This window comes from Streptomyces sp. NPDC101237 (genome assembly GCF_044767465.1).
Classification (GTDB): domain Bacteria; phylum Actinomycetota; class Actinomycetes; order Streptomycetales; family Streptomycetaceae; genus Streptomyces; species Streptomyces gramineus.
Map to the genome: position 1 here is coordinate 240268 of NZ_JBIWNY010000009.1, position 20605 is coordinate 260872.

14 protein-coding genes are annotated in these 20605 nt (G+C 74.8%); 11 read left to right on the forward strand and 3 right to left on the reverse strand.

What is annotated here, in order from left to right:
• Positions 1 to 38 precede the first annotated feature (38 nt).
• The 3 genes from ACIRQ9_RS17010 to ACIRQ9_RS17020 are packed head-to-tail and all read left to right on the forward strand — an operon-like array spanning position 39 to position 2730.
• Positions 39 to 1097, forward strand: coding sequence for a Gfo/Idh/MocA family protein (locus tag ACIRQ9_RS17010; protein WP_404173098.1), 1059 nt, complete (start codon positions 39 to 41; stop codon positions 1095 to 1097).
• Positions 1094 to 2068 (forward strand): NAD-dependent epimerase/dehydratase family protein, encoded by a 975-nt coding sequence (locus ACIRQ9_RS17015; protein WP_404173101.1) that lies wholly within the window; start codon positions 1094 to 1096, stop codon positions 2066 to 2068. The genes ACIRQ9_RS17010 and ACIRQ9_RS17015 overlap by 4 nt, the downstream gene beginning before the upstream one ends.
• Entirely contained in the window at positions 2065 to 2730 is a 666-nt protein-coding gene (locus ACIRQ9_RS17020) for a PIG-L deacetylase family protein (protein WP_404173104.1), read from the forward strand. The genes ACIRQ9_RS17015 and ACIRQ9_RS17020 overlap by 4 nt, the downstream gene beginning before the upstream one ends.
• Positions 2731 to 2785: 55 nt before the next feature.
• Here the strand turns inward: ACIRQ9_RS17020 and ACIRQ9_RS17025 are convergent, their stop codons facing one another.
• Complete coding sequence (locus ACIRQ9_RS17025; RefSeq protein WP_404173107.1) at positions 2786 to 4162, reverse strand: condensation domain-containing protein; 1377 nt, start codon at positions 4160 to 4162, stop codon at positions 2786 to 2788.
• A gap of 172 nt (positions 4163 to 4334) precedes the next feature.
• On the opposite strand from ACIRQ9_RS17025, the gene ACIRQ9_RS17030 reads away from it, so the two are divergent.
• From ACIRQ9_RS17030 to ACIRQ9_RS17045, 4 genes are read left to right on the forward strand one after another with little or no spacing between them, the layout of a single operon-like run.
• Positions 4335 to 5012 (forward strand): class I SAM-dependent DNA methyltransferase, encoded by a 678-nt coding sequence (locus ACIRQ9_RS17030; protein ID WP_404173110.1) that lies wholly within the window; start codon positions 4335 to 4337, stop codon positions 5010 to 5012.
• The gene (locus ACIRQ9_RS17035) at positions 5009 to 6259 is read left to right on the forward strand and encodes an ATP-grasp domain-containing protein (RefSeq protein ID WP_404173113.1); all 1251 of its coding nucleotides are present in this window, start codon (positions 5009 to 5011) and stop codon (positions 6257 to 6259) included. Before ACIRQ9_RS17030 ends, ACIRQ9_RS17035 begins: the two co-directional genes overlap by 4 nt.
• A gap of 31 nt (positions 6260 to 6290) precedes the next feature.
• Positions 6291 to 7055 (forward strand): class I SAM-dependent DNA methyltransferase, encoded by a 765-nt coding sequence (locus ACIRQ9_RS17040; protein WP_404173116.1) that lies wholly within the window; start codon positions 6291 to 6293, stop codon positions 7053 to 7055.
• Positions 7052 to 8122 (forward strand): glycosyltransferase, encoded by a 1071-nt coding sequence (locus ACIRQ9_RS17045; protein WP_404173119.1) that lies wholly within the window; start codon positions 7052 to 7054, stop codon positions 8120 to 8122. Before ACIRQ9_RS17040 ends, ACIRQ9_RS17045 begins: the two co-directional genes overlap by 4 nt.
• Here the strand turns inward: ACIRQ9_RS17045 and ACIRQ9_RS17050 are convergent.
• Entirely contained in the window at positions 8107 to 9813 is a 1707-nt protein-coding gene (locus tag ACIRQ9_RS17050; RefSeq protein ID WP_404173122.1) for a CocE/NonD family hydrolase, read from the reverse strand. The two genes, ACIRQ9_RS17045 and ACIRQ9_RS17050, sit on opposite strands and share 16 nt — an antisense overlap.
• Before the next feature lie 12 nt (positions 9814 to 9825).
• Positions 9826 to 10701, reverse strand: a complete 876-nt coding sequence (locus tag ACIRQ9_RS17055; RefSeq protein ID WP_404173125.1) for a GNAT family N-acetyltransferase — start codon at positions 10699 to 10701, stop codon at positions 9826 to 9828.
• Positions 10702 to 10968: 267 nt separating this feature from the next.
• Here ACIRQ9_RS17055 and ACIRQ9_RS17060 point away from each other — a divergent pair, with 267 nt between their 5' ends.
• From ACIRQ9_RS17060 to ACIRQ9_RS17075, 4 genes are all read left to right on the forward strand, one after another.
• Positions 10969 to 12678 carry a carbamoyltransferase gene (locus ACIRQ9_RS17060; protein WP_404173128.1) on the forward strand — a complete coding sequence of 570 codons (1710 nt, stop codon included), beginning with the start codon at positions 10969 to 10971 and terminating at the stop codon, positions 12676 to 12678.
• Positions 12679 to 12760: 82 nt separating this feature from the next.
• The gene (locus tag ACIRQ9_RS17065) at positions 12761 to 14026 is read left to right on the forward strand and encodes an MFS transporter (protein ID WP_404173131.1); all 1266 of its coding nucleotides are present in this window, start codon (positions 12761 to 12763) and stop codon (positions 14024 to 14026) included.
• Positions 14027 to 14039: 13 nt separating this feature from the next.
• Entirely contained in the window at positions 14040 to 17279 is a 3240-nt protein-coding gene (locus tag ACIRQ9_RS17070; RefSeq protein WP_404173134.1) for an AMP-binding protein, read from the forward strand.
• On the forward strand, positions 17276 to 20515 hold the full coding sequence (locus ACIRQ9_RS17075) for an amino acid adenylation domain-containing protein (protein WP_404173137.1): 3240 nt from the start codon (positions 17276 to 17278) through the stop codon (positions 20513 to 20515). The genes ACIRQ9_RS17070 and ACIRQ9_RS17075 overlap by 4 nt, the downstream gene beginning before the upstream one ends.
• Positions 20516 to 20605: the final 90 nt, after the last annotated feature.

A 20605-nucleotide genomic window follows, 5' to 3' on the forward strand; every position in this document is an offset into this window, starting at 1 on the left:
CGCCCCACCACCCACGACCACACCCGAGGAGTCCGCCCATGCCACCGCTGCGACTGGCCGTCGTCGGCTGCGGAGCCGCCGCCCGGTCCTGTCACCTGACCGCGCTGCCGCACGTCCCGCAGATCCGGCTCACCGCCCTGATCGACCCGGACCTGGAGCAGGCCCGTGCCGCCCTCACGTGGTACGCGGACCAGGGCGGCACCGCCGAGGACGTGCTGATCGCCCGCACGGTGGAGGAGGCCGCCGACGCCTTCGACGCCGCCGTCGTCGCCGTACCGCACACCGCGCACGCCGCCGTCGCCGGCGACCTGCTCGCCCGGGGCAGGCACGTGCTGCTGGAGAAGCCGATGGCGACCTCCGCCGCGGACGCCGAGGCCCTCGCCGCCGCCGCGGCCGCCACCCCGGACACCCGCCTGCTGATGGCCCACCCCCGGCGGCTGTTCCCCGCCAACGCCTGGGTGCGCGACCTCATCCGCAACGGCGACCTGGGCACCGTCACCCGGGTCCACTGGACCGAGGGCCACCCCTACAGCTGGGAGCCGGTCTCCTGGTCGATGTTCGACCGCGCTCTCGCCGGCGGCGGCGTCCTCACCGACACGGCCTCCCACGTCTTCGACGTCCTGCTGTGGTGGCTCGGCCCGGACGTCGAGGTGGTCGACTACGTCGACGACAGCCTCGGCGGGGTCGAGGCCGACGCCGTCGCCACCCTGCGCATCGGGGGAGTGGAGGCCGTGCTGGAGTTCAGCCGGGTCCGCGCCCTCGGCATCAGCTGCGTCGTCACCGGTACCGCCGCCGAGGTGAGCGTCGGCACCGACTTCCCGGCCGGCGAGTGCACCCTGATCACCGCCTCCGGCGAGGAACTGCACCGCGGCGACGTGAGCGCCGTGCCGCCTGCCCAGGACGAGTGGGACGACCTCTTCGTCGAGCAGCTCCGCAACTTCGCCGAGGTCTGCTCCGGCGCGGACGTGGCGCCGCACGCCACCGCCGAGGACGGCCTGCGGGTCGCCCGGCTGATCGAGCAGTGCTACACGGGGCCGGCGCGACGCCCGCTGGCCCAGCCCTGGCTGACCGGGACGACGTCGAGGAGCATGGCATGAACGACTTCGCGGGCAGGCGCGTCGCGGTGACCGGCGCCAGCGGGTTCGTCGGCGGACGGGTGGTGGAGCGGCTGGTGCTCGGCACCGGGGCCGAGGTCCGTGCCCTGGTGCGCGGCTACGGCCGGGCCGCCCGGCTCTCCGTGCTGCCGCAGGAGCGGCTCACCTTCCAGGCCGTCGACCTGGACGCCCCGCAGAGCCTGCGCAAGGCCCTGGACGGCTGCGATCTCGTCGTGCACTGCGCGTTCGGGTCGCAGGGCGAGGTCGAGGACCGCTGGCGCACCACCGTCGACGGGACCGCGAACCTGCTCGACGCGGCCAAACTCGCCGGTGTCGAGCGGCTGGTGCACCTCAGCACCGTCGACGTGTACGACACCTCCGGCCGGACGCGCTTCGACGAGACCGCCCCGGCGCTCGGCGAGGACGCCGGTGACCGCGAGTACGAGCAGCAGAAGGCCGCCGCCGAGCGGCTGGTGCTCGCCGCGCACGGCGACGGCCCCGAGACCGTCGTGCTCCAGCCCGGCGTGGTCTACGGCCCCTGGGGCGGACAGTGGACCGTCGCCCAGCTGACCCGTCCGGCCGAGGAGTTCGAGGAACTGCCGGTGACCGGTGCGGGCGGCGCCTGCAACGCGGTGTACGTGGACGACGTCGTGGACGCCGTGCTGGCGGCGCTCGCCGAACCCGCCGCCGTGGGGCGGAAGTTCCTCGTGGGCGGCCCCGACGAGCCCGGCTGGGGCGAGTTCTTCGACCGGCTGCGCGGCATCCGCGGCCTGCCCGCCCCGGCCGGCACTCCGGCCGGCGGGGCCGTGCCCGACTGGGAGCAGGCGCTCTACGCCAGCCCCGCCCGCGTGGACGCCGCGCTCGCCGCCCGCCTCCTGGCCGCGCCCCGGACCACCCTGGACGAGGGCATGACGCGCACGGCGGAATGGGCGCGCTGGGCCGGCTACGGGGCACCGGGCGGAGCCGGCCGGTGACCCGGGTCCTGGTGATCGCCCCGCACCCCGACGACGAGGTCATCGGCTGCGGCGGCTCCATCGCCAAGCTGGCCCAGTCCGGCGCCGAGGTCACCGTGATCATCGTCATCCGCCGCGAACGCGGGCTCGCCGACCGGGACGTCGGGGACGAGGAGTTCGCGGCGGAGACCACCGACGCCTGCCGGGTGCTCGGCGTCAAGCGGTGCATCACGCTGGACGAGCCGTCCCGTGACTTCGCCGCCGACCGGCGGCTGCACCTCGCCGTCGTCAAGGTGCTGCGCGAGGTCCGCCCGGACCGGGTGTACCTGCCGCACCGTGACGACGGGGACGTGGAGCACCGGGCCGTGCACCGGCTCGGCCTGGAGTCGCTGTGGATGGCGGAGTCCGACTTCTTCGAGGAGGCCGGGCCGCCCGCGCCGCCGCCGTCCCTGGTGCTCGGCTACGAGGTGTGGGCCCCGCTCGGCGAGGCCCAGTACACCGAGGACGTCACCGACCAGATCGAGCTGAAGGTCGAGGCCATGCGCTGCTACCGCTCCCAGCTGCGGCACGCGGCCTGGGACGAGGCGGTGCGCGGGCTGGCGTCCTACCGGGCCGTCACCAGCGCGGGCCACGGCCACAGCGAGGCCTTCGAGGTGATCCGCATGGCCGGTGCCCGGCCCTGAACGAGCGGGACCGGGGGCCGGCCGTGCGGCCCCCGGTCCCCTCCCGCCAGGCGGCTCAGTCCGCCCGCAGCACGTCCCCGATCGCCGTGTCCGGAGCAGTCAGGAACCTGTGCACCAAGGAGGTGAACTCATGAGCGAGCTCCCGAACGCTCTCCTCGCCGAAGACGTCCGCCGGGAAGAGCACCGTGAAGTCGACTCCGCTGTCGTCGACCGAGGCGAACACCTCCAGGCTCTCGATCTGGTGCTGGTCGCCGGGCACCTCGGTCGGCTCCACCGACAGCCCTGCGGCCTCGCGGTCGCCGCCGCTCCAGCCGCCGGGCGCCACGTCGAAGAAGGTGCACGGCCGCTCCAGCAGCCGGCCCAGGTGGTTCGGGGCGAGGGAGGAGGTCACCTCGGGCGCCGGCACCTGGCCCAGCCGCTGCGTCTCCAGCACCGCCGAACGGACCGTGCGGCTCAGCTCCTTGAAGGTCAGGGACGGGTTGATCCGGACCCGCACCGTCGCGTAGGTGGACAGGAAGGCCACCAGGTCCAGCAGGTGCTCCTCGGTGCGCCGGGTCACCGGGATCAGCGCCGCGAGGTCGCTGCGCCCGCTGCGGGCGTGCAGCGCGCAGAGGTAGGCGGTGAACAGCACCACGAACGGGGTGGTGCGGGCCGACCGGCAGTACTCCGTGAGCAGCGCGCAGGTCTCCGGCGTCAGCGAGCCGTCGAACGTGCCGACCGCGTAACGGTCGTTGGTCTCGCGCAGCATGCCGGGCAGGTACACCGGCGCGTTGGTGCCGATGCCGTCCAGCAGCTCCGCGAAGCGGGCGATCATCTGCCGGGGGCTCGGGTCGCGGCCCAGCCACTCCGCCTCCCAGCGGACGAAGTCCGCGTACGTGAAGCGCTGTTCGGGCAGCTTGGCCTCGCGGCCCTCGACGGCCGCGGCGTACAGCTCCCACAGTTCGTTCACCAGGATCTCGAACGACTGTCCGTCCACCACCAGATGGTCGACGGCGAGGCCCAGCAGGTGGTCCTGCTCGCCCAGGCGGTAGACGACGCCGCTCATGAGCAGCCCGCCGTCCAGGTCCAGGTTCCGGCTCAGGAAGGCGCCGGCCAGGCGCAGCGCCTCGTCCGCCCGCTCGTCCTCGGGCAGCGCGGTCAGGTCCACGCGCTCGGGCGTGAAGGGGCGGGCCTGGCGGATCTCCTGCCGTCCGGCCCTGCCCCGGTCGGGGAAGGCCGCGCGCAGCGCCTCGTGGCGGGCGACGAGCGCCGTCAGCGCCGCGTCCAGGGCGTCCGTGTCGAGGGGGCCGGTCAGCCGGAAGCCCCGGCCGAACATGCGGACCTCCACCCCGAGGTCATGCTTCTCGACCCACTCCTGGATCGCCAGGCGGTCTATCTGGTCGGACAGCAGCGGAAGCCCTTCGGGACGGCTTCCCTCGTTCGCGGTGCGCATGCGAATTCTCCCTCCGGAAACGAAAAGGAAATGGCGGGCCTGGAAGCGCCCGGCACGGAAATCGAGACTACTGAATGGGGCGGTCGTGACGCAATATGAATCACGCGGAGATTTCTTCGGCGAGTATGCCGATGTTTATGCCGGGGCACCCTACAGTGATTTCACGGAGGAAGTGTCGAAAAAACTCCCCGACCTGATTTCCCATTACCGGGCGGGCGGCGGATCACTGCTCGACCTGGGCTGCGGCACCGGCACGCTGCTGATCGCGCTGGCCGGCTCCTTCGGCCCGCTCACCGGCGTCGACCAGTCGCCCGACATGCTGCGGCACGCAGGCGAGGCCGCCCGCCGGGCCGGGGTGGACGTCGACCTGGTCCGCGGCGACCTGCGCGACCACCGCGGCGAGCGGCGCCACTCCGTGGTCACCTGCACCTACAACACCCTCAACTACCTGGTCGGCGAGGGCGACCTGGAGCGGGCCGCCCGCACCCTGCGGGCCGCCACCGAGGACGGCGGCCTCGCCGTGCTCGACGCGCACCCCGTCTGGTTCGTCGAACAGGCCTGGGCAGGACAGGTGTTCGTGGAGCAGAACACCGAGGACGTCCTGGAGGTCTGGGAGAACCCCTACGACGCCGCGACCGGCCGGGTGGACACCACGGTCACCGTCGTGCGCCGGACCCCCGAGGGCGGCTGGCACCGCGTCCACGAGACCCATCCGCAGCGCGGTCACGACCCGGCCGCGGTGACCGGCGCCCTGCTCGCGGCCGGCTTCACCAGCGTGGACACGTACGCCGGGCTCGACCGCGAGCCGGTGCGCGAGGACACCCGGCGCGTCTGGTACGTGGCCAGGTGACCGACACCCTCCTGATATGCGGGATCGGCTCCGGAATGGACAGGTCGCTGGCCCGTGTGAAAGAAATGGGAGTGCGCGTCCTGGTCGTCACGGACCGCATCACCGAACGCGTCGGGAAAAGCGCGGACATATACCTGGAGGCGGACCCCGACGATTTCACCGCTGTTCTGTCGGTAATTCGCGCGGAACGGCCGGGAAGAATATCCGGCGTCATGACCCTCGGATACGACAATCCACCGGTCGTGGCCCGGCTCGCCGCCGAGCTGGGCTGCCCCGGGGTGCCCGTCGAGGTGGCCGACCTGTGCACCCTGAAGGACCGCCGGATCGCCGCCCTGGACCGGGCCGGTCTGCCCGTGCCCCGGTTCGCCGTCGCCACCACCGCGGACGCGGCCCTCGCCGCGCTGGACCGGATCGGGCTGCCCGCCGTCGTCAAGCCCAGTGACCGCACCGGCTCCCTGGGCGTCGCCAAGCTGACCGCTCTCGGCACCGCGCGGGAACCCGTCGAGCGGGCCCTCGCCCTGAGCCCGACCGGACAGATCGTCGTCGAGGAGTACCTGACCGGCACCGAGCACACCGTGGCCGGGTTCGCCGTCGACGGCAGGCTCAGCGTCACAGGGTTCGCCGACCGCGAGTACGGCGAGAAGGAGCGCTTCTTCCCGCACTTCTTCGAGGGCGGCGACACCCTGCCCTCCGTCCTGGACGAGGCACAGCGCGCCGAGGTGGTGCGCACCGTCCAGCGGGGCGTCGACGCGCTCGGACTGACCACCGCCGTCGTCAACACCGACATCCTGCGCACCCCCGACGGGCGGGTGTACCTGCTGGAGATCACCTGCCGGCTGACCGGCGCCCGCATCGCCACCGAGATCATGCCGCTGGCCACCGGGGTCGACCCGCTGCCCAACGCCGTCCGTCTCGCCCTGGGCCGCCCGCTCGCCGAGGAGGAACTGCGCCCCACCCGCGACCGCGCGGTCGTCCAGCGCTACCTGCCCGCGGACGGCGGCACCGTCGAACGGGTCGGCGACCTGGCCGAACTCGCCCGCACCCCCGGCGTCCACGACGTCTTCTGGGGCCTGGACCTCGCCCCCGGCACCGTCCTGCCGCCCTACCGCGGCGGCGACGAGGTGCTGGCCGGTGTGATCACCAGCGGCCCGGACACCGCCGCCGCCGAAGCCCTCGCCGCCCAGGTGCTGTCCCGCCTCCCGCTGCGCCTCACCGACCGTCCCGCCGCCCCCGCCCGCACACCCTGACCGCGCTCAACCCTCCGACAAGGGAACGCCGATGACCACCACCGCGTACGACCACTGGTCCGACACCTACGAACTGTTCGAGGGCGCCATGGCCGAGGACACCTGGCGCCTGGGCATCGGGGCCGAACTGGCCAAGCTGGCCGCCCCCGGCCCCGTCCGCATCCTCGACCTCGGCGCCGGCACCGGCATGGGCAGCCGGGTGCTGGCCGACCTGGTCCCGCAGGGCGAGGTCACCTCGCTGGACTGCTCGGCGGCCATGCTGGAGCACGGCGGCATACCGCCCGAGCTGCGCATCGTCGGCGACATGGCACGCTTCACCGCCGAGCCCGACAGCTACGACTTCGTGGTCTCCGGCTTCGACGCCCTCAACTACCTGACCGCCGCCGACCTCGGCGAGTGCCTGGGCAACGCGGCCGCGGCCCTGCGCCCCGGCGGCCACCTCGTCTTCGACTACTCCTCCCGCAAGGTCCTCCAGGAGGACTGGCGGAACCTGGAGCACGAGGAGACCCGCGACGGCGTCCGGCTGCACCGCACCCACCGCTGGGACCCCGTGCTGGCCCGCAGCCGGTCGGTGCTCTCCCTGTACGGGGCGGACGGCCTGCTCTGGCGCGAGACCCATGTGCAGTACGTCGTCGACCCGTTCACCATGGAGGAACTCGGCCGGACGGCCGGCCTGCGCACGGTCCGGGTCCGCGACATCGACGGCGACGGCTTCACCCCCGGCCACACCACGCACGTCTACGTGCTGCGCAAGGACGAGCAGGGCGCCGCCCCGAACACCGGGGAGCAGGCGTGACCGCCGCCGAGGCCGCCCCGGAGGAGGAGCGCACCGAACGGGTGCTGGCGAGCACCAGCGTGGTCATCGCGCTCCGCGACGACCTGCGCATCCTGGACTGCATCGACTCGGTCGACGAGGACGTGGAGATCGTGCTGGCGCTGAACGGCGCCACCGACGAGATCCGCCGGGTGCTGCGCGAGCACCCGAGGCCGCTGACCGTCACCGAGATACCCGACGCCGGCAACCTCGGCGCCGCCTACAACGCGGGCGCCGAGGCGGCGAGCGGGCGCTATCTGCTGCTGATGGACTCCGACTGCACCTTCGCCCCCGGCGTGGTCCGCATGATGGCCGCGGCCGTCGCCACCGACCCGGTGGTCAAGGGCCAGGTGGTGTACGGCGAGTCCGGCAGCCTGATGAGCCGGCTCACCGCCCGGGTGCGCGAGTACGACGAGGGCGAGTACGTCAGCGCCCTGTCCCCGCCGCTCATCTACGACCGGGCGATCGTCGAGCACATCGGCGGCTACCACTTCGACGGCCTGATCCACTGGTGCGAGGACCGGGAGTTCGACTTCCGTCTCCAGCTGGCCGGCATCCCCGTCCGGCACGTCCCCGAGGCCCGCATCTTCCACGACGCCCAGGTCGGCCTCCAGAACATGCGCAGCTACTTCCGCTACGGCGTCGGCGAGGGCATCGCCCAGGAGACCGGTGTCTTCACCACCCCCGCCGTGCCCGTGCTGTGGCGGCTGTACGAGGCGTCCCGGACGCTCGCCGGGTGCGCCCGCCACAAGGGGATCGGGGCCGCCGCCTACTACGCCCTCCTGAAGGCGGCCTTCCACACCGGCACCCTCTACCACCTGGTTCGCGACCCCTACGGCGTGCGGCCCCGCTACCCGGCGGCCGCCGCTCGCGCCAGGATGCTGCGCGCGATCCCGCAGCACTGCACCGAGCTGACGCCCGCCCAGCGCGAGCGGCTGCGCCGGGCGCATCTGCGGGCCGGCCGGCGGATCGTCCCGCTCGCCGACCTCACCGTGCTTCGGCGCGACGGCGATCCCAGGCCCGAGCCGTCGCCTCAGGCCGCGTCGTGAGCGTCCGGCGGACCGGGACGGACCGGGAGCAGCAGCCGCGACGGCCGGCCCGGCCCGTGGTGGACCCGGTTGACGGCCGTGGCCACCGGGGCGTCCGCCAGCGTCAGCGGGGTGCCTCCGGTGTTCGGATTGGGGTCGAAGCGCGGGAAGTTGCTGCTGGAGACCTCCAGCCGGACCCGGTGGCCGGGCCGGAAGACGTGCACGACGGTCCCCGCCGCCACCGGCAGCGCGTGGACCGTGTCCGGGACCGGCGGACGCACCCCGTCCAGCCGGGCCCGGTGCCCGGTCCGGACGACGCCGTCGCAGAGGATCTCCGCGCGGCCGTCCGGATGCACGTCGACCAGCTTGGCGGTGAAGTCGGTGTCCGGCGCGGACGAGGAGACGTACAGCTCGGCGACCACCTGCCCGGACACCGTCAGCGGCGCGTCCAGCCGGGGGCCGGTGTAGCAGAGCACGTCCGGGCGGTCCTCCACCGCGCGCTGGTCCAGGGGGCCGCAGTCGGCGCCGACGAGCATGCCGGTCATGCAGGTGGCTCCGCCGGCGGTCGGGACGGGGTCGCGGGGGTCGTAGCGGTAGACGTCCGCGACCTCGCGGCGGGGCGGGGCGTGGTGCAGCACGCCCGAGCCGTGCCGGGTACGGGCGTCGCCGTCGCTGTCCAGGTGCAGCGCGAGCGGGACGCTGTCCGCGCCGGGCGGCCCGGTGAGGGTGGCCCAGCGGTCCGCCCCGCTCGCGAACACCTCCACCGGCGGCCCCGCTTGCTCCGCCCCGCCCTTCAGATGCCGGTCGAAGAAGGCGAGATGAGTCGCCGTCATGTCGAACTCGGCCTCGTCGGCGGCCAGTCCGTAGCGCCGCTCGGGGAAGACGCCGCCGGTCACGCAGTGCGACCAGGGGCCGATCAGCAGCCGGTCGTCCGGCCGGGGCGACGGTGTCCGCAGGGTGCCCGGCAGGAAGATGTCGTACCAGCCGCCGACCACCAGCGCCGGGGGCCGTCGCCCGTCCGGGGCGGCGGCCAGCCCGCGCCAGTGCGCGTCGGGCCCGGGGTGCTCCAGCCACTCGCGGTAGTAGGGGGCGAGCCGGTCCAGCAGGGGCAGCGCCCGCCAGGGCGCCCGGTAGAGCGCGTCGATGCCGTCCAGCGCCTCGGCCACGGCACGGACGTCGGCGGCGGTGCCGCCGGCCCGCTCCACCTGCCCGTGCAGCAGGTCGCCGAGCACCCAGTGCAGACAGAACCCGAGCTGGAAGGCGCCGCCCAGGTACGTCCAGCCCTCGTAGGGGTCGGCGGCGGCGACGTGCGGGGCGAGGGCCCGCAGCGCGGGCGGCGCGGCGGCCGCCGCGTGCCACTGCGCGGCGCCCTCGTAGGACCGCCCGATCATGCCGACGGTCCCGTCGCACCAGTCCTGGCCCGCGGCCCAGCCCACGGTGTCCCGGCCGTCCGCGGCGTCGTCGGCGAACGGCCGGAAGACACCGCCGGACGCGTACCGGCCGCGCACGTCCTGCACCACGAGGCAGTACCCGGCCTCCACCAGCCGCATCCAGTCCAGGGAACGGCCCCCCGCCGAGGACCCCTTGCCGTAGGGGGTCCGCTGGAGGAGGGCCGGCAGCGGGCGGGTGGTGTCCGGGCGGTACACGTCCGCCCGCAGCACCACGCCGTCGCTCATGGGCACGGGCACGTCCCGGTCGATCACGAGTCGCACGGGCGTCTCCTCTCAGTCCGCAAACCGGGCGTAGGTGGGGTAGTGCAGGACCTCGCCGCCGAACCCGAGCTTGAACCGGTTGATCCCGGCCGTCTTCCCGTCCACCTCACCGGTGGATATGCCGCTCAGGTCGAAATGCTCAAGACCCTCGGCCGCCGCCCGCCTGATGGTCTCGAAATGCACGAAGTTCATCGAGCCGTCGACGCGGTGCTCCGGATGTGTGGCCACAAAACGTGCCTCCAGCGAATTCCGGTTCCGGAAGCATATGGAACCGGCCGCCACCCGGCCCTCGTGCAGTGCGGTGAAAAGGTGGACCGACGGATGCTCCAGCAGATCGTGCAGCAGATCGAGGGGAGCGAGGTCGGGTGAGTCCGCGCGGATCATCGCCGCCGCGTAGAAGTCGTAGAACTCGTCTGTTCGGCCGGGGTCGTCGGCGAATTCCAGACCGCTGCGCAGGGCCCGGCGCACCCGGCTGCGGGTGCTCGGGCGCATCCGGGCGAGGATCGCCTCGTCCCCGCCGCCGGTGGGCACGAGACCGGTGGCGTAGCGCGGGGCGGGCCGGTACCCGGCCGCCGCCAGCACCTCGGGGAAGTCCCACTCCGGAAGCAGCACCAAGGTGGCGGGGCCCAGTTCGGAGACCCCCGTGAGCAGGGCGGACAGCAGTTCTGGGTCCGGGTGTCCGGCGGGTCCCTTCCACATGAACCAGCCGTCCTGACCGCCGTCCTCCAGCAGCGCCGCGGCCCACCGGCCGCCGGTACGGCCCGCGCGCAGCAGGCGGACGGGATCGCCGCGCCCCGACAGCAGCCGGAACCGGCCGGCGCTCTGGTGGAAGTCCTCGGCCGGGACGTCCGCCTCGTCGGGAATGTCGGCGGTGCTTTCCGGATGCATGATCAGACGAAGCACGGCGTGCCCTTTCTTCTGGTTTCTCGCGCGTGGAAATCGGAAAGTGTCCAGCGGTTTTCGAGGCATGCAGAAAAACGGGAGACGGTGATGAGTCGACCGGGCTGACCGGCGGTTTTACGCCCGGTGCGGTCTCGGCGAAGGAAAGAGTCCGGCGCCTATTTCTTCGGCGCGGTATCGCTGCTAATTTCTAGCGCACCGGTCGTCGTCCGTCAATTACCGGGCCCACGGCCCGTTCGAAGGGAATGACTTGCCATGCGAATTCTCGGTGTGAATGGCTGGCCGGGCGCGAGCCACGACGGGTCCGCCTGCCTCCTGGTCGACGGGAAGGTGGTGGCGTTCGCCGAGGAGGAACGCTTCACCCGGCACAAGCACGGCTACGGCGAGGCCCCGCTGCACGCCGCCGCCTTCTGCCTCCAGGAGGGCGGCCTCGCCCTGGAGGACATCGACGTCGTCGCCCACGGCTGGGACATGCCCTCGCTGCTCACCCGGCGCGGCCTGGACTGGTTCCCGGACAGCGCGCGGGCCCTGGACTTCCTGTTCCCGCGCGAGTACTTCCCCCGCGGCCGCGACCCCGAGCTGGTCTTCGTCCCGCACCACACCGCCCACGCGGCCAGCGCCTACTACTTCTCAGGCCGCGACCAGGGCGCCGTCCTGGTCCTGGACGGCCAGGGCGAGTGCGAGAGCGCCACGCTCGCCTCGGCCGTCGGCGGCGAGCTGAAGGTCCTCGAGTCCGTCCCGCCCGGCTGGTCCCTCGGCTACTTCTACGCCGCCGTCTGCGCGTACGCGGGTCTCGGCGCCGACGCCGCGGGCAAGGCCATGGGCCTCGCCCCCTACGGCACCCCCGGCGACCTGACCTTCGGGGGCGGCCTCAGCTTCCTCGACGACGGCTACGCCGTCGGGCCGGTGCCGCGCACCCTGCTGTCCACCGGCAGCACCGACGAGGAGACGGACACCCTGCGGCTGTGGCTCGCCCACCTGGAGAAGACCAGCGCGCTGCCGCCCAACCGCACCGGCCGCCACTACCACCGGGAACGCGGCCGCTACGTCCGGCGCACCGAACGCGACCCCTACGACTACCGGGACCTCGCGGCCACCGCCCAGGAGGCCCTGGAACGCTCGGTCCTCGCCATGGCCCGCCGGCTGCTGCGCGAGACCGGCCAGGACACCCTGCTGGTGGCCGGCGGTGTCGGCTTCAACGCCACCCTCAACGGCAAGCTCGCCCGGCTGCCCGAGGTGCGCGACCTGTTCGTGCAGCCGCTCGCCGGTGACCAGGGCGTCAGCCTCGGCGCGGCCGGCTGGGTGGCCGCCCAGCACGGCGAGACCATGACACCGATGACCGGCACCCTCGCCTGGGGCGAGCAGTGGGACGCCGACGCCGTCCGCCGCGTGCTGCACAGGCAGGGCGTGCGCCACACCGAGCACGAGGACATAGCCGACGCGGTGGCGGGGCTGCTGGGCCGCGGCCAGATCGTCGGCTGGCACCAGGGACGCGGCGAGGGCGGTCCCCGGGCCCTGGGCCACCGCTCCATCGTGACCGCGCCGTTCCCGGTGGCCAAACGCGACCGCATCAACCTCACGGTCAAGGACCGCGAGTGGTGGCGGCCGTTCGCCCCCAGCATGCGGCTGGAGGAGGCCCCCACGCTGCTCGGCGACGGCACACCGCTGCCCTACATGATCGTCACCACCCCCGTGCCCGACGCCGGACGGGCCGCGATGCCCGCCGTGATCCACGTCGACGGCACCACCCGCCCGCAGACCGTCACCGCCGAGGACGACCCGCTCTACCACCGGCTGCTGGGCCGGGTCGCCGAGCACACCGGACACGCCGTCGTGCTCAACACCTCGTTCAACGGCCGCGACGAGCCGGTCGTGTGGACCCCCTCCGACGCCCTCGCCACCTTCGCCCGCAGCCCGCTGGACGCGCTGGCCCTCGGCCCGTTCCTGATCCGCCGCACCGACTGAACCCCCGGCGCCGCGCACGCCCGACCGCCCTGTCCGCCGGACGCCTCCGTGCTAGCGTCCTTCCATGCCTTATTAGGTCCGCATGCCCCAGCCGCCGTCCTCCGGCCCCTTCCGCGTCGGCCTGGTGTACCTGTACACCGGCCTGACCGAACTCCTCCCGCTGCACGCCGTCTACGCCCTGCTGATGACCTCCTACGGGGTCTCCACGGGAGAACTGTCGGTTCTCTTCGCGGTGTGGACGGTGACCACCTTCGTCTGCGAGGTGCCCTCCGGGGCCCTGGCCGACCGCTTCCCCCGCCACCGCGTGCTGGCCGCCGCGGCGCTCGCGCAGTGCACCGGGTTCGCCCTGTGGACCGCGCTGCCCTCCTTCGGCTCGTTCGCGGCCGGCTTCGTCCTGTGGGGTGCGGGCACCGCCCTCACCTCCGGGACGCTCCAGTCCCTGCTCTACGACGGCCTCGCCGCCGAGGGCAGGGCCGGGCAGTACGCCCGGGTCAGCAGCCGGGTGGCCGCCGTCCAGGCGTGCTCGGTGGCGGCCAGCTCCCTGGCCGCCACCCCGCTGGTCCTGTTCGGCGGCTACCCCGCCACCGGCTGGGTGTCCGTCCTGCTCACCCTGCTCGCCGTGCCCACCGCCCTGAGCCTGGGCCGCCGGGCACCCGGCCCGGTACCGGCGCCCTTGCCGGCACCGGCACCGGCACCGCACAGCTATCCGGCCGTGCTGCGCGCCGGGCTCGCCGAGGCCCGCGGCACCCCGCGGGTGCGGTCCGCCGTCCTGCTGGCCGCGGCCCTCACCGGCCTCGGCGTGGTGGACGAGTACCTGCCGGTGCTCGCCCGCGAGGCCGGCACGCCCGCCGCGGCCGTACCGCTGCTCCTGCTGCTGCCCTGGGCGGCGATGGCGGCGGGCGGCTTCGCCGGCGGACGCATGGCCGGCACCGGCGACCGCCTGCTGGCGGTGCTGCTCGGCGCGGGCGGCGCGGCCCTCGCCGCCGGGGCGCTCACCGGCCGCCCGGCCGGATTCCTCGGCATCGCCGCGTTCTACTGGGTGCTGCGGCTGGCCCAGATCGTCGCCGACGCCCGGCTCCAGCACGCCATCTCCGGACCCGCGCGGGCCACGGTCACCTCGGTCGCCGGACTCGGCGCCCAGGCCGTCGCCCTCGCCGTCTTCCTGACCCTCGGCCTCGCGGCCCGCTGGGCCTCCGCGGCCGTGCTGGTCGCCCTCACCGCCGTACCGGTGCTGCTGCTGGCCGTCCGGCTGGCCCTGCGACCGGACCCCGCGCACCACGTCCCACCACCGCAGCCCGACGAGCCCCCGCCTCCGGCACGGACCGGCGCCGTCGAACGACACTCATGAAGGAGAGCGACGCATGACAACGAACACGGCCGACGCCGTCGTGGAGATCCTGGCCGACGACGTACGGCAGGCCCTCGGCCTCGCCCCCGGGGAACCGCTCGACACCTCGTTCGCGGCCATGGGCGGCAGCTCCCTGGACGCCGCCCAGCTCACCGTGCGGATGCGCCGCGCCCACGGACTGGACGTCGGGGCCCATGAACTGCTCAACGCCTCCAGCGTGCGGCACCTCCTGGACGACCTCGCCGACCGCCCCCGCACCGACCCGGCCGCGGGCCCCGCCGAGGCCGCGCTCGCCGACCGGGCACCGCTCACCTGGCAGCAGCGGGTGATCTGGTACCAGTCGCTGCTCGACCCGGACTCCTCCCGCTACGTCTTCCACGCCCTGTTCCACTGCACCGAGACGCCCCGCCCCGCCGCCCTGCGGGGGCTGCTGCGCGGCCTGCTGCGCCGCCACCCGGTGCTGCGCACCCGGCTGGTCTTCGACGACGGCGAACCCTGGCAGGTGGTGCCCGCCGCCGACGTCACCGACGCCGAGACCGACCTGACCGTCGTGGACCTCCCGAACGCGAACGTCTCCCCGGAGGAACTCGTCCGCCTCAGCGGCGCCGACCGCCCCTTCGACCTGCGGACCGGCCCGCTGCTGCGCTGGGTGCTGGCCCGTTTCCCCGACGGCCGCGCGGTGCTGGTGCACACCGAGCACCACCTGATCCACGACGGCAAGTCCTTCGTCGCCCTGCTCGGCAGCCTCCACGAGGACACCGGGACGCCCGACACCCGCTATTTCGGCTACGCCGCGGCCCAGACCCCCGCCGACCCCGCCGAGGTCCGCCAGGTCGCCGAGCGCGCCGCGAAGGCCGCCGGCCGCATCCTGGACGGCGGCCTCCCCACCACCGGCCGGGACACCTTCCTGCGGCTGCCGGTGCCGCCCGCCCTGCTGCGCGCGGTCAGGGAGGGGGCCCGCACGGCCTCGGTCTCCCTGTTCACCGCCCTGTTCACGGCGTTCTCCCAGGCACTCACCCAGTACGAGGGGGTCGGCGCCGCCGTCCTCGGCAGCGCCGTCGAGAACCGCCCGCCCGGCCACGAGGACACCGTCGGCATGTTCGTGTCCACGGTCCCCGTGGTCGTCGAACGGCGCCCCGGCGAGCTGCCCGAGGCCACCCTGCGCCGCACCCGCGGCGCCCTGCGCGAGGCGATGGACCGCTCCGCCGTGCCCCTCGCCGACGTCGTCCAGGCCGTCGGCGGCACCGACGGACGCGGCGACGGTGCCGTGGTGCGGGCCGCGTTCAGCATGCATCAGCAGGTCGAGCGCGAGATCGAACTGGCCGGCGTCACCGCCCGCGTCCAGCTCGGTGTCTTCAACGGAGCCGCCAAGTTCCCCGTCAACGTGGTGGCCGTGACCTCCGGCACCGGCGACGACACCCGCGTCGAACTGCTGATGGAGGCCCAGGACGGTGCGGTCGGCCGCGACGACCTGTGGGCGCTGTGGACCGGCACCCTGCACTGGCTGCGCACCTGGGTGCAGCTGCTGCCCGAGCGGCGGACCGAGCCCGCCGAAGCGCTCGTCGCCCGGGTGGCCGGGCGCGCCGCCGCCGAGCCGGACGCGGTCGCCCTCGACGACGGCGAACGCCGGATCACCTACGGCCGGCTCGCGGCCTGGGGCGAGGCCGCCCGGCGGCTTCTGGACCGGCCCGGTGAGGTCGTCGGCCTGCTCGGGACGGCCTCTCCCGACTTCTTCGCCTGCGCCTACGCCGTCCTGCACGCCGGCGGCACCTACGTCCCCCTGGAGGCGGGACAGCCCGACGAACGCCTCGCCTCCATGGTCGCCCAGGCCCGCTGCACCACCGTCGTCCGGCTGCCCGGCGTCCCCGCCGAACGGGCCGCCGTCCTCGACGGGCCCGACACCGCGCCCCGCCTGGTGGACTGGGCCGCCCTGGTCGACGAGTGGCCCGCGGCGCCCGCCGGACCGGACACCCCGCAGGACACCGACAGCGCGGCCCCCGCCTACATCATGTTCACCTCCGGGAGCACCGGCGAGCCCAAGGGCGTGACGGTGCCCCGGCCCGCCCTCGACCGGCTCGCCGACTGGGCCGTGCGCGAACTGCGGCTCGGCCCCGACACCGTCGTCGGCCAGCTCGCCAACGCCGCCTTCGACGCCTCCGCGTTCGAGGTGTGGTCCGGGCTGTACGCCGGCGCGCGCATCCGGCTCGCGCCCGCCGGGATCCGCGCCGACCCCCAGCGCCTCGCGGGCTGGTTCGCCGAGACCGGCGTCGAGTACGCCTTCGTCTCCACCCCCATCGCCGAACTCCTCGCCCGGGTGCCACAGCCCGCCGGCAGCAGGCTCGACCGCATCTCCACCGGCGGTGACCGGCTGCACGCCCTCCCCGAGGACGTGCCGTTCGAGGTCCTCAACATGTACGGTCCGACCGAGACGACCGTGGTGGCCACGGCCGGCTGGGTCGACCCCGGCGGCACCGGACTGCCCCCGATCGGCTGCGCCCTGCCGTACGGCTACACCCGGGTGGTCACCCCCGACGGGGCCCTCGCCGCACCGGGCGAGCAGGGCGAACTGTGGGTCGGCGGGGACGGTGTGGCCACCGGCTACGCGCACGCGCCCCGGCAGACCGCCGCCCGCTTCGTCGCCGACCCGCACGCCGAGGACGGCGCGGTCGTCTACCGCACCGGGGACGTCGTCCACCTCGACAGCGCCGGCCGGCTGCACTACTCGGGGCGCAGGGACCGCCAGTTCAAGCTGGCCGGGGTGCGCTTCGAACTCGGCGAGGCCGAGGCGATCGCCCTGCGCAGGCCCGGCGTCGAGCAGGCGGTGGCGCTCACGGCCGGCTCGGCCGCCGGGCCCCGGCTGCACCTGTTCGTCACCCTCGCCCCGGGCACGGCCCCGGACGCCACCGACGAGGCGATCCGCGCGGCCCTGCCCGCACAGCTGCGGCACCTGACGATCCACCACCCGGACGCCCTCCCGTACAACACCGGCGGCAAGGTCGACCAGCGCCGCCTGACGGAACTGGCCGAGCGGGGACGGGGCACGGCGCCCGCGCCGGGGCCCACCGCGTCCGCGGACCCGGCCGCCGCGCCCGCCTCCACCGAGCCCCTCGCCGACGGCCCCGGCCCCAGCGACGCCCTGGACCTGCTGTGGCCCGCGCTCGCGCCGCTGTCCCGTGCGGAGCGGCTGGACCTGGCCCACCGACTGATCGGCTCCGTGCTCGGCGGCACGGCGACCGGCGAGGAGACCCGATGAACTCCGCCCCGCGGCCGGCACCCACCCTGGAGGCGACCCCGCACCAGGCGGCCCAGCTGATCGCCTCGCTGCTCTCCGACCGGCACCGCGTCGGCACCCTGCCCGTCCGCATCCCGCTGGAGGGCGAGGAGACCGGCGGGGCGGCGGCCGTGGCCGGCCTCGCCGAGGTCCAGCGGGCCTGGACCGCCCTGCTGCGCTCGGCCGCGGCCCTGCGCGTCCGCTTCCACGACACCCCCGACCGGCTGGTGCAGGAGCTGCGCGGCTACGACGACCTGCCCGAGGAGACCGTCCGGGTCACCCTAGGCGACGGCGACCCGGACGCCGACGGCCTCGAACCGTTCGGGCCGGTCCTGCTGACGGCCCGTCTGGACCTGCGGGGCAGCGGCCCGGTGCTGGCCCTGCGCGTTCACCACGCCCTCGTCGACGAGCACTCCGTACTGCTCGTGGGCCGGGCGCTGCGGCACTTCCTCGCCCACCCCGACGCCGTCCCCGAGGACGACGCGGACCACTACCGGCGCGCCCAGGAGGCGCTGCTGGACGCGTCCCGCAGGGAACTGCCGCCCCTTTCGCGCGCCCCGGCGCCACCCCGGCCGGCCGGGCCCGGCGCGGCGGACGCGCCCCTGTTGAGCCGTCCCGGCGGGGACCCTCGGGAGCGCGCGCACCACGCGGTGCGGCTGGCACCCGGGACGGTCGCCGCGCTGCGGCGGACCGCCCGGCGGGCCCGCGCCTCCGCGGTCTCCGTGGCGCACGCGGCCGTCCTGGCCGCGCTGCACCGGCTGGCGCCGGACCGCACCCCCGTCGTCGGCGTGCCGATGACCCTGCGCGACCTGCGGGCGGTCGGCTTCGACGCCGTCGGCCTCTACCTCAACGTCGTGCCCACCACGGTCCCCTGCTCCGCCGCCGACACCTTCGGCGAACTCGTCGAACGGGTCCGTGCCGAGTCGCTGGCCCTGCACGGCCGCAAGTTCGCGTCCGTCGGCGACCTCGCCGCGGCGGACGGAGTCGCCCGCCCCGGACGGCCCGGCCACCGTGCCTACGCCGACCTGGTGCTCGCCTTCCGGGACGGTTCGCTGCCGCCCGGCACCGACGAGCGGGCGACGGCCGCCCGGCGGTCCGCGGAGCCCGGCGCCCCGCTCAACGTCGAAGTGGTGCTCGGCCCCGAGGAAGGACTGATCCTCTTCGACTGGCGCAGCGGCCTCGTCCCCTGGCCGCCCGCCCCGCAGCTCGCCTCGGCCGTCGTGCGGGCCCTGACCGAGCTGCCCGCGCGGCCCGAGCTGCGGGTGGGGGACTTCGCGCTGCTGGACACAGCGAGCACCGCCGAGGTGCGGCGGCGCCTCGGCGGCCACCCGCCGACGGCCGGCGCCCCGGCACCCTCCGTCGTCGAACTCGTCGAGCGCGCCGCCGCCCTCGCGCCCGGCGCCCCGGCCGTCAGTGATGGCGAACACGCCTGGAGCTACGGTGAGTTGACGGACGCCGTGGTCCGGATGCGGGCGGCGCTGCGGTCCCGGGACCTGCCCGCGGGCGCCCGGGTCGCCGCCGCCTGCGGCCACGACGTCTGGCAGGTGGCGACCGCGCTGGCGGTCTGGCAGGAAGGCATGTGCTACGTGCCGGTGGACCCCCGCGGCCCCGCCGGACGCAACCGCTTCGTGCTCGCCGACTCGGAATCCGCGCTGGTGGTGTGCCGCCCCGGTACGGCCGCCGCCCCCTTCCTGGCCGGGACGCCCGAGCGGGGCGTCCTCACCACCGACGCGCTGCCCCCGCGACCGGACGGCGGCACCGCCCCGACCGGCGGCCGTCCCGGACCGGACGAGCCCGCCTGTCTGATGTACACCTCGGGCACCTCGGGCCGCCCCAAGGGCGTGACCGTCACCCACCACAACCTGGCCGGGTTCCTGCGGGCGATGACACTGGCCCTGCCCGGCGCGGCGCAGGGGGACTGGCTGGCCGAGACCTCGCCGTCGTTCGACATCTCCTACGTCGAGATGTTCTGGCCGCTGACCCACGGCCGGCACGTCCAGCTCCGCTCGCCCGACGCCCGCGAGAACCCCGCCGACCGGCGCCCGTTCGAGCACCGTCAGTGCACGCCCGCCCGCGCCGGCCAACTGCTGAGCGCGCGGGAACTGGGCCACTCGCTCGGCCGCTGGGACGTCGCGCCGCGTTACTGGCTGCTCGGCGGCGAACGGCTGCCCGGCACGCTCCTGCGACGGCTGCGCGCGGCCTACCCGGACACTGTCTTCGTCAACATGTACGGCCCCACCGAGGCCACCGTGTGGGCGACCTACCACGTGGTCCGCGGCGACGAGGGCGCGGACGTGCCCCTGGGGCGGCCGCTGCCCAACAGCGGGGTGCTGGTGACCGATCCGCACGGGAACGACGTGCCCGAGGGCGTCGTCGGCGAACTGCTCGTCATCGGCGACTCGGTGGCGGCCGGCTACCTGAACCGGCCCGAGGCGACCCGGCGGCGGTTCGTCTCGCCGGCCACGGCCGGCGGGGCGCGCGCCTACCGCACCGGTGACCTGGTGTGCTCGGGCCCGGACGGGCGCCTGTACTTCCGGGGACGCGACGACGACCAGGTGAAGATCCGCGGCCACCGCGTGGAACCCGGCGAGCTGGAGCAGCGGCTGCTGGCCCTGCCCGGCGTGCGCGAGGCCGTCGCGGTGGTGCTGGACGCCGACGATCCGGAGCGGGTACGGCTGGCCGCCGCCGTCACGGTGGCCGGGTCCGCCTCCTTCGACCCGGCGGACGCCCGGCGCCGGCTGGCGGCCGAGGTCCCGGAGGCGATGCTGCCCGCCGAACTCGTCGTCCTGGACGCCCTGCCTCGGCTGACCAACGGCAAGACCGACCGGCTCGCCGTGCGGACCGCCTGCGAGGCGGCCGCCGCCGGGACGCACGGGCCGGCCGGCGGGCCGGTGCCCGACGGCGTTCCGCGCGCCGCCTCCGCCGACGGTCCCGGCACGGCGGACGTGCCCGGTGCGGGTGCGGGTGCGGGTGCCTCGGGCGGGGCGCCGGACCCGGCGCTGGGCGCGGTGCTCGCCGCGGCCGAGAAGATCTTCCACCGGGCGGTCGGCGGCGAGGAGAACTTCTTCGACCTGGGCGGCAACTCCCTCACCGCGCTCCGACTGACCGCACTCGTGCGGGCCGAGGGCTTCCATCTCGAGGTGGAGGACGTCTTCGACCTGCCCGACATGCGGGCCCTCGCCGACCAGGCCACCCCCGCCCCGGGCGGCCGGGGCTGACCGGTCCCGGGCGGCGCCCGCACCGCGCCGCCCGGACCCCGGCTCGATCAACTCCCCGCTGCTTCCCCCGTCCTGCCCCGTCCTGCCCCG

What these genes read in the sequence shown, in the direction of transcription:
- ACIRQ9_RS17040 (WP_404173116.1), top strand. Translation starts at nt 6,291, where the DNA reads ATGACCACCACCGCGTACGACCACTGGTCCGACACCTACGAACTGTTC.
- ACIRQ9_RS17025 (WP_404173107.1), bottom strand. Translation starts at nt 4,162, where the DNA reads ATGCGCACCGCGAACGAGGGAAGCCGTCCCGAAGGGCTTCCGCTGCTG.
- ACIRQ9_RS17070 (WP_404173134.1), top strand. Translation starts at nt 14,040, where the DNA reads ATGACAACGAACACGGCCGACGCCGTCGTGGAGATCCTGGCCGACGAC.
- ACIRQ9_RS17065 (WP_404173131.1), top strand. Translation starts at nt 12,761, where the DNA reads ATGCCCCAGCCGCCGTCCTCCGGCCCCTTCCGCGTCGGCCTGGTGTAC.
- ACIRQ9_RS17075 (WP_404173137.1), top strand. Translation starts at nt 17,276, where the DNA reads ATGAACTCCGCCCCGCGGCCGGCACCCACCCTGGAGGCGACCCCGCAC.
- ACIRQ9_RS17060 (WP_404173128.1), top strand. Translation starts at nt 10,969, where the DNA reads ATGCGAATTCTCGGTGTGAATGGCTGGCCGGGCGCGAGCCACGACGGG.
- ACIRQ9_RS17010 (WP_404173098.1), top strand. Translation starts at nt 39, where the DNA reads ATGCCACCGCTGCGACTGGCCGTCGTCGGCTGCGGAGCCGCCGCCCGG.
- ACIRQ9_RS17015 (WP_404173101.1), top strand. Translation starts at nt 1,094, where the DNA reads ATGAACGACTTCGCGGGCAGGCGCGTCGCGGTGACCGGCGCCAGCGGG.
- ACIRQ9_RS17055 (WP_404173125.1), bottom strand. Translation starts at nt 10,701, where the DNA reads ATGCATCCGGAAAGCACCGCCGACATTCCCGACGAGGCGGACGTCCCG.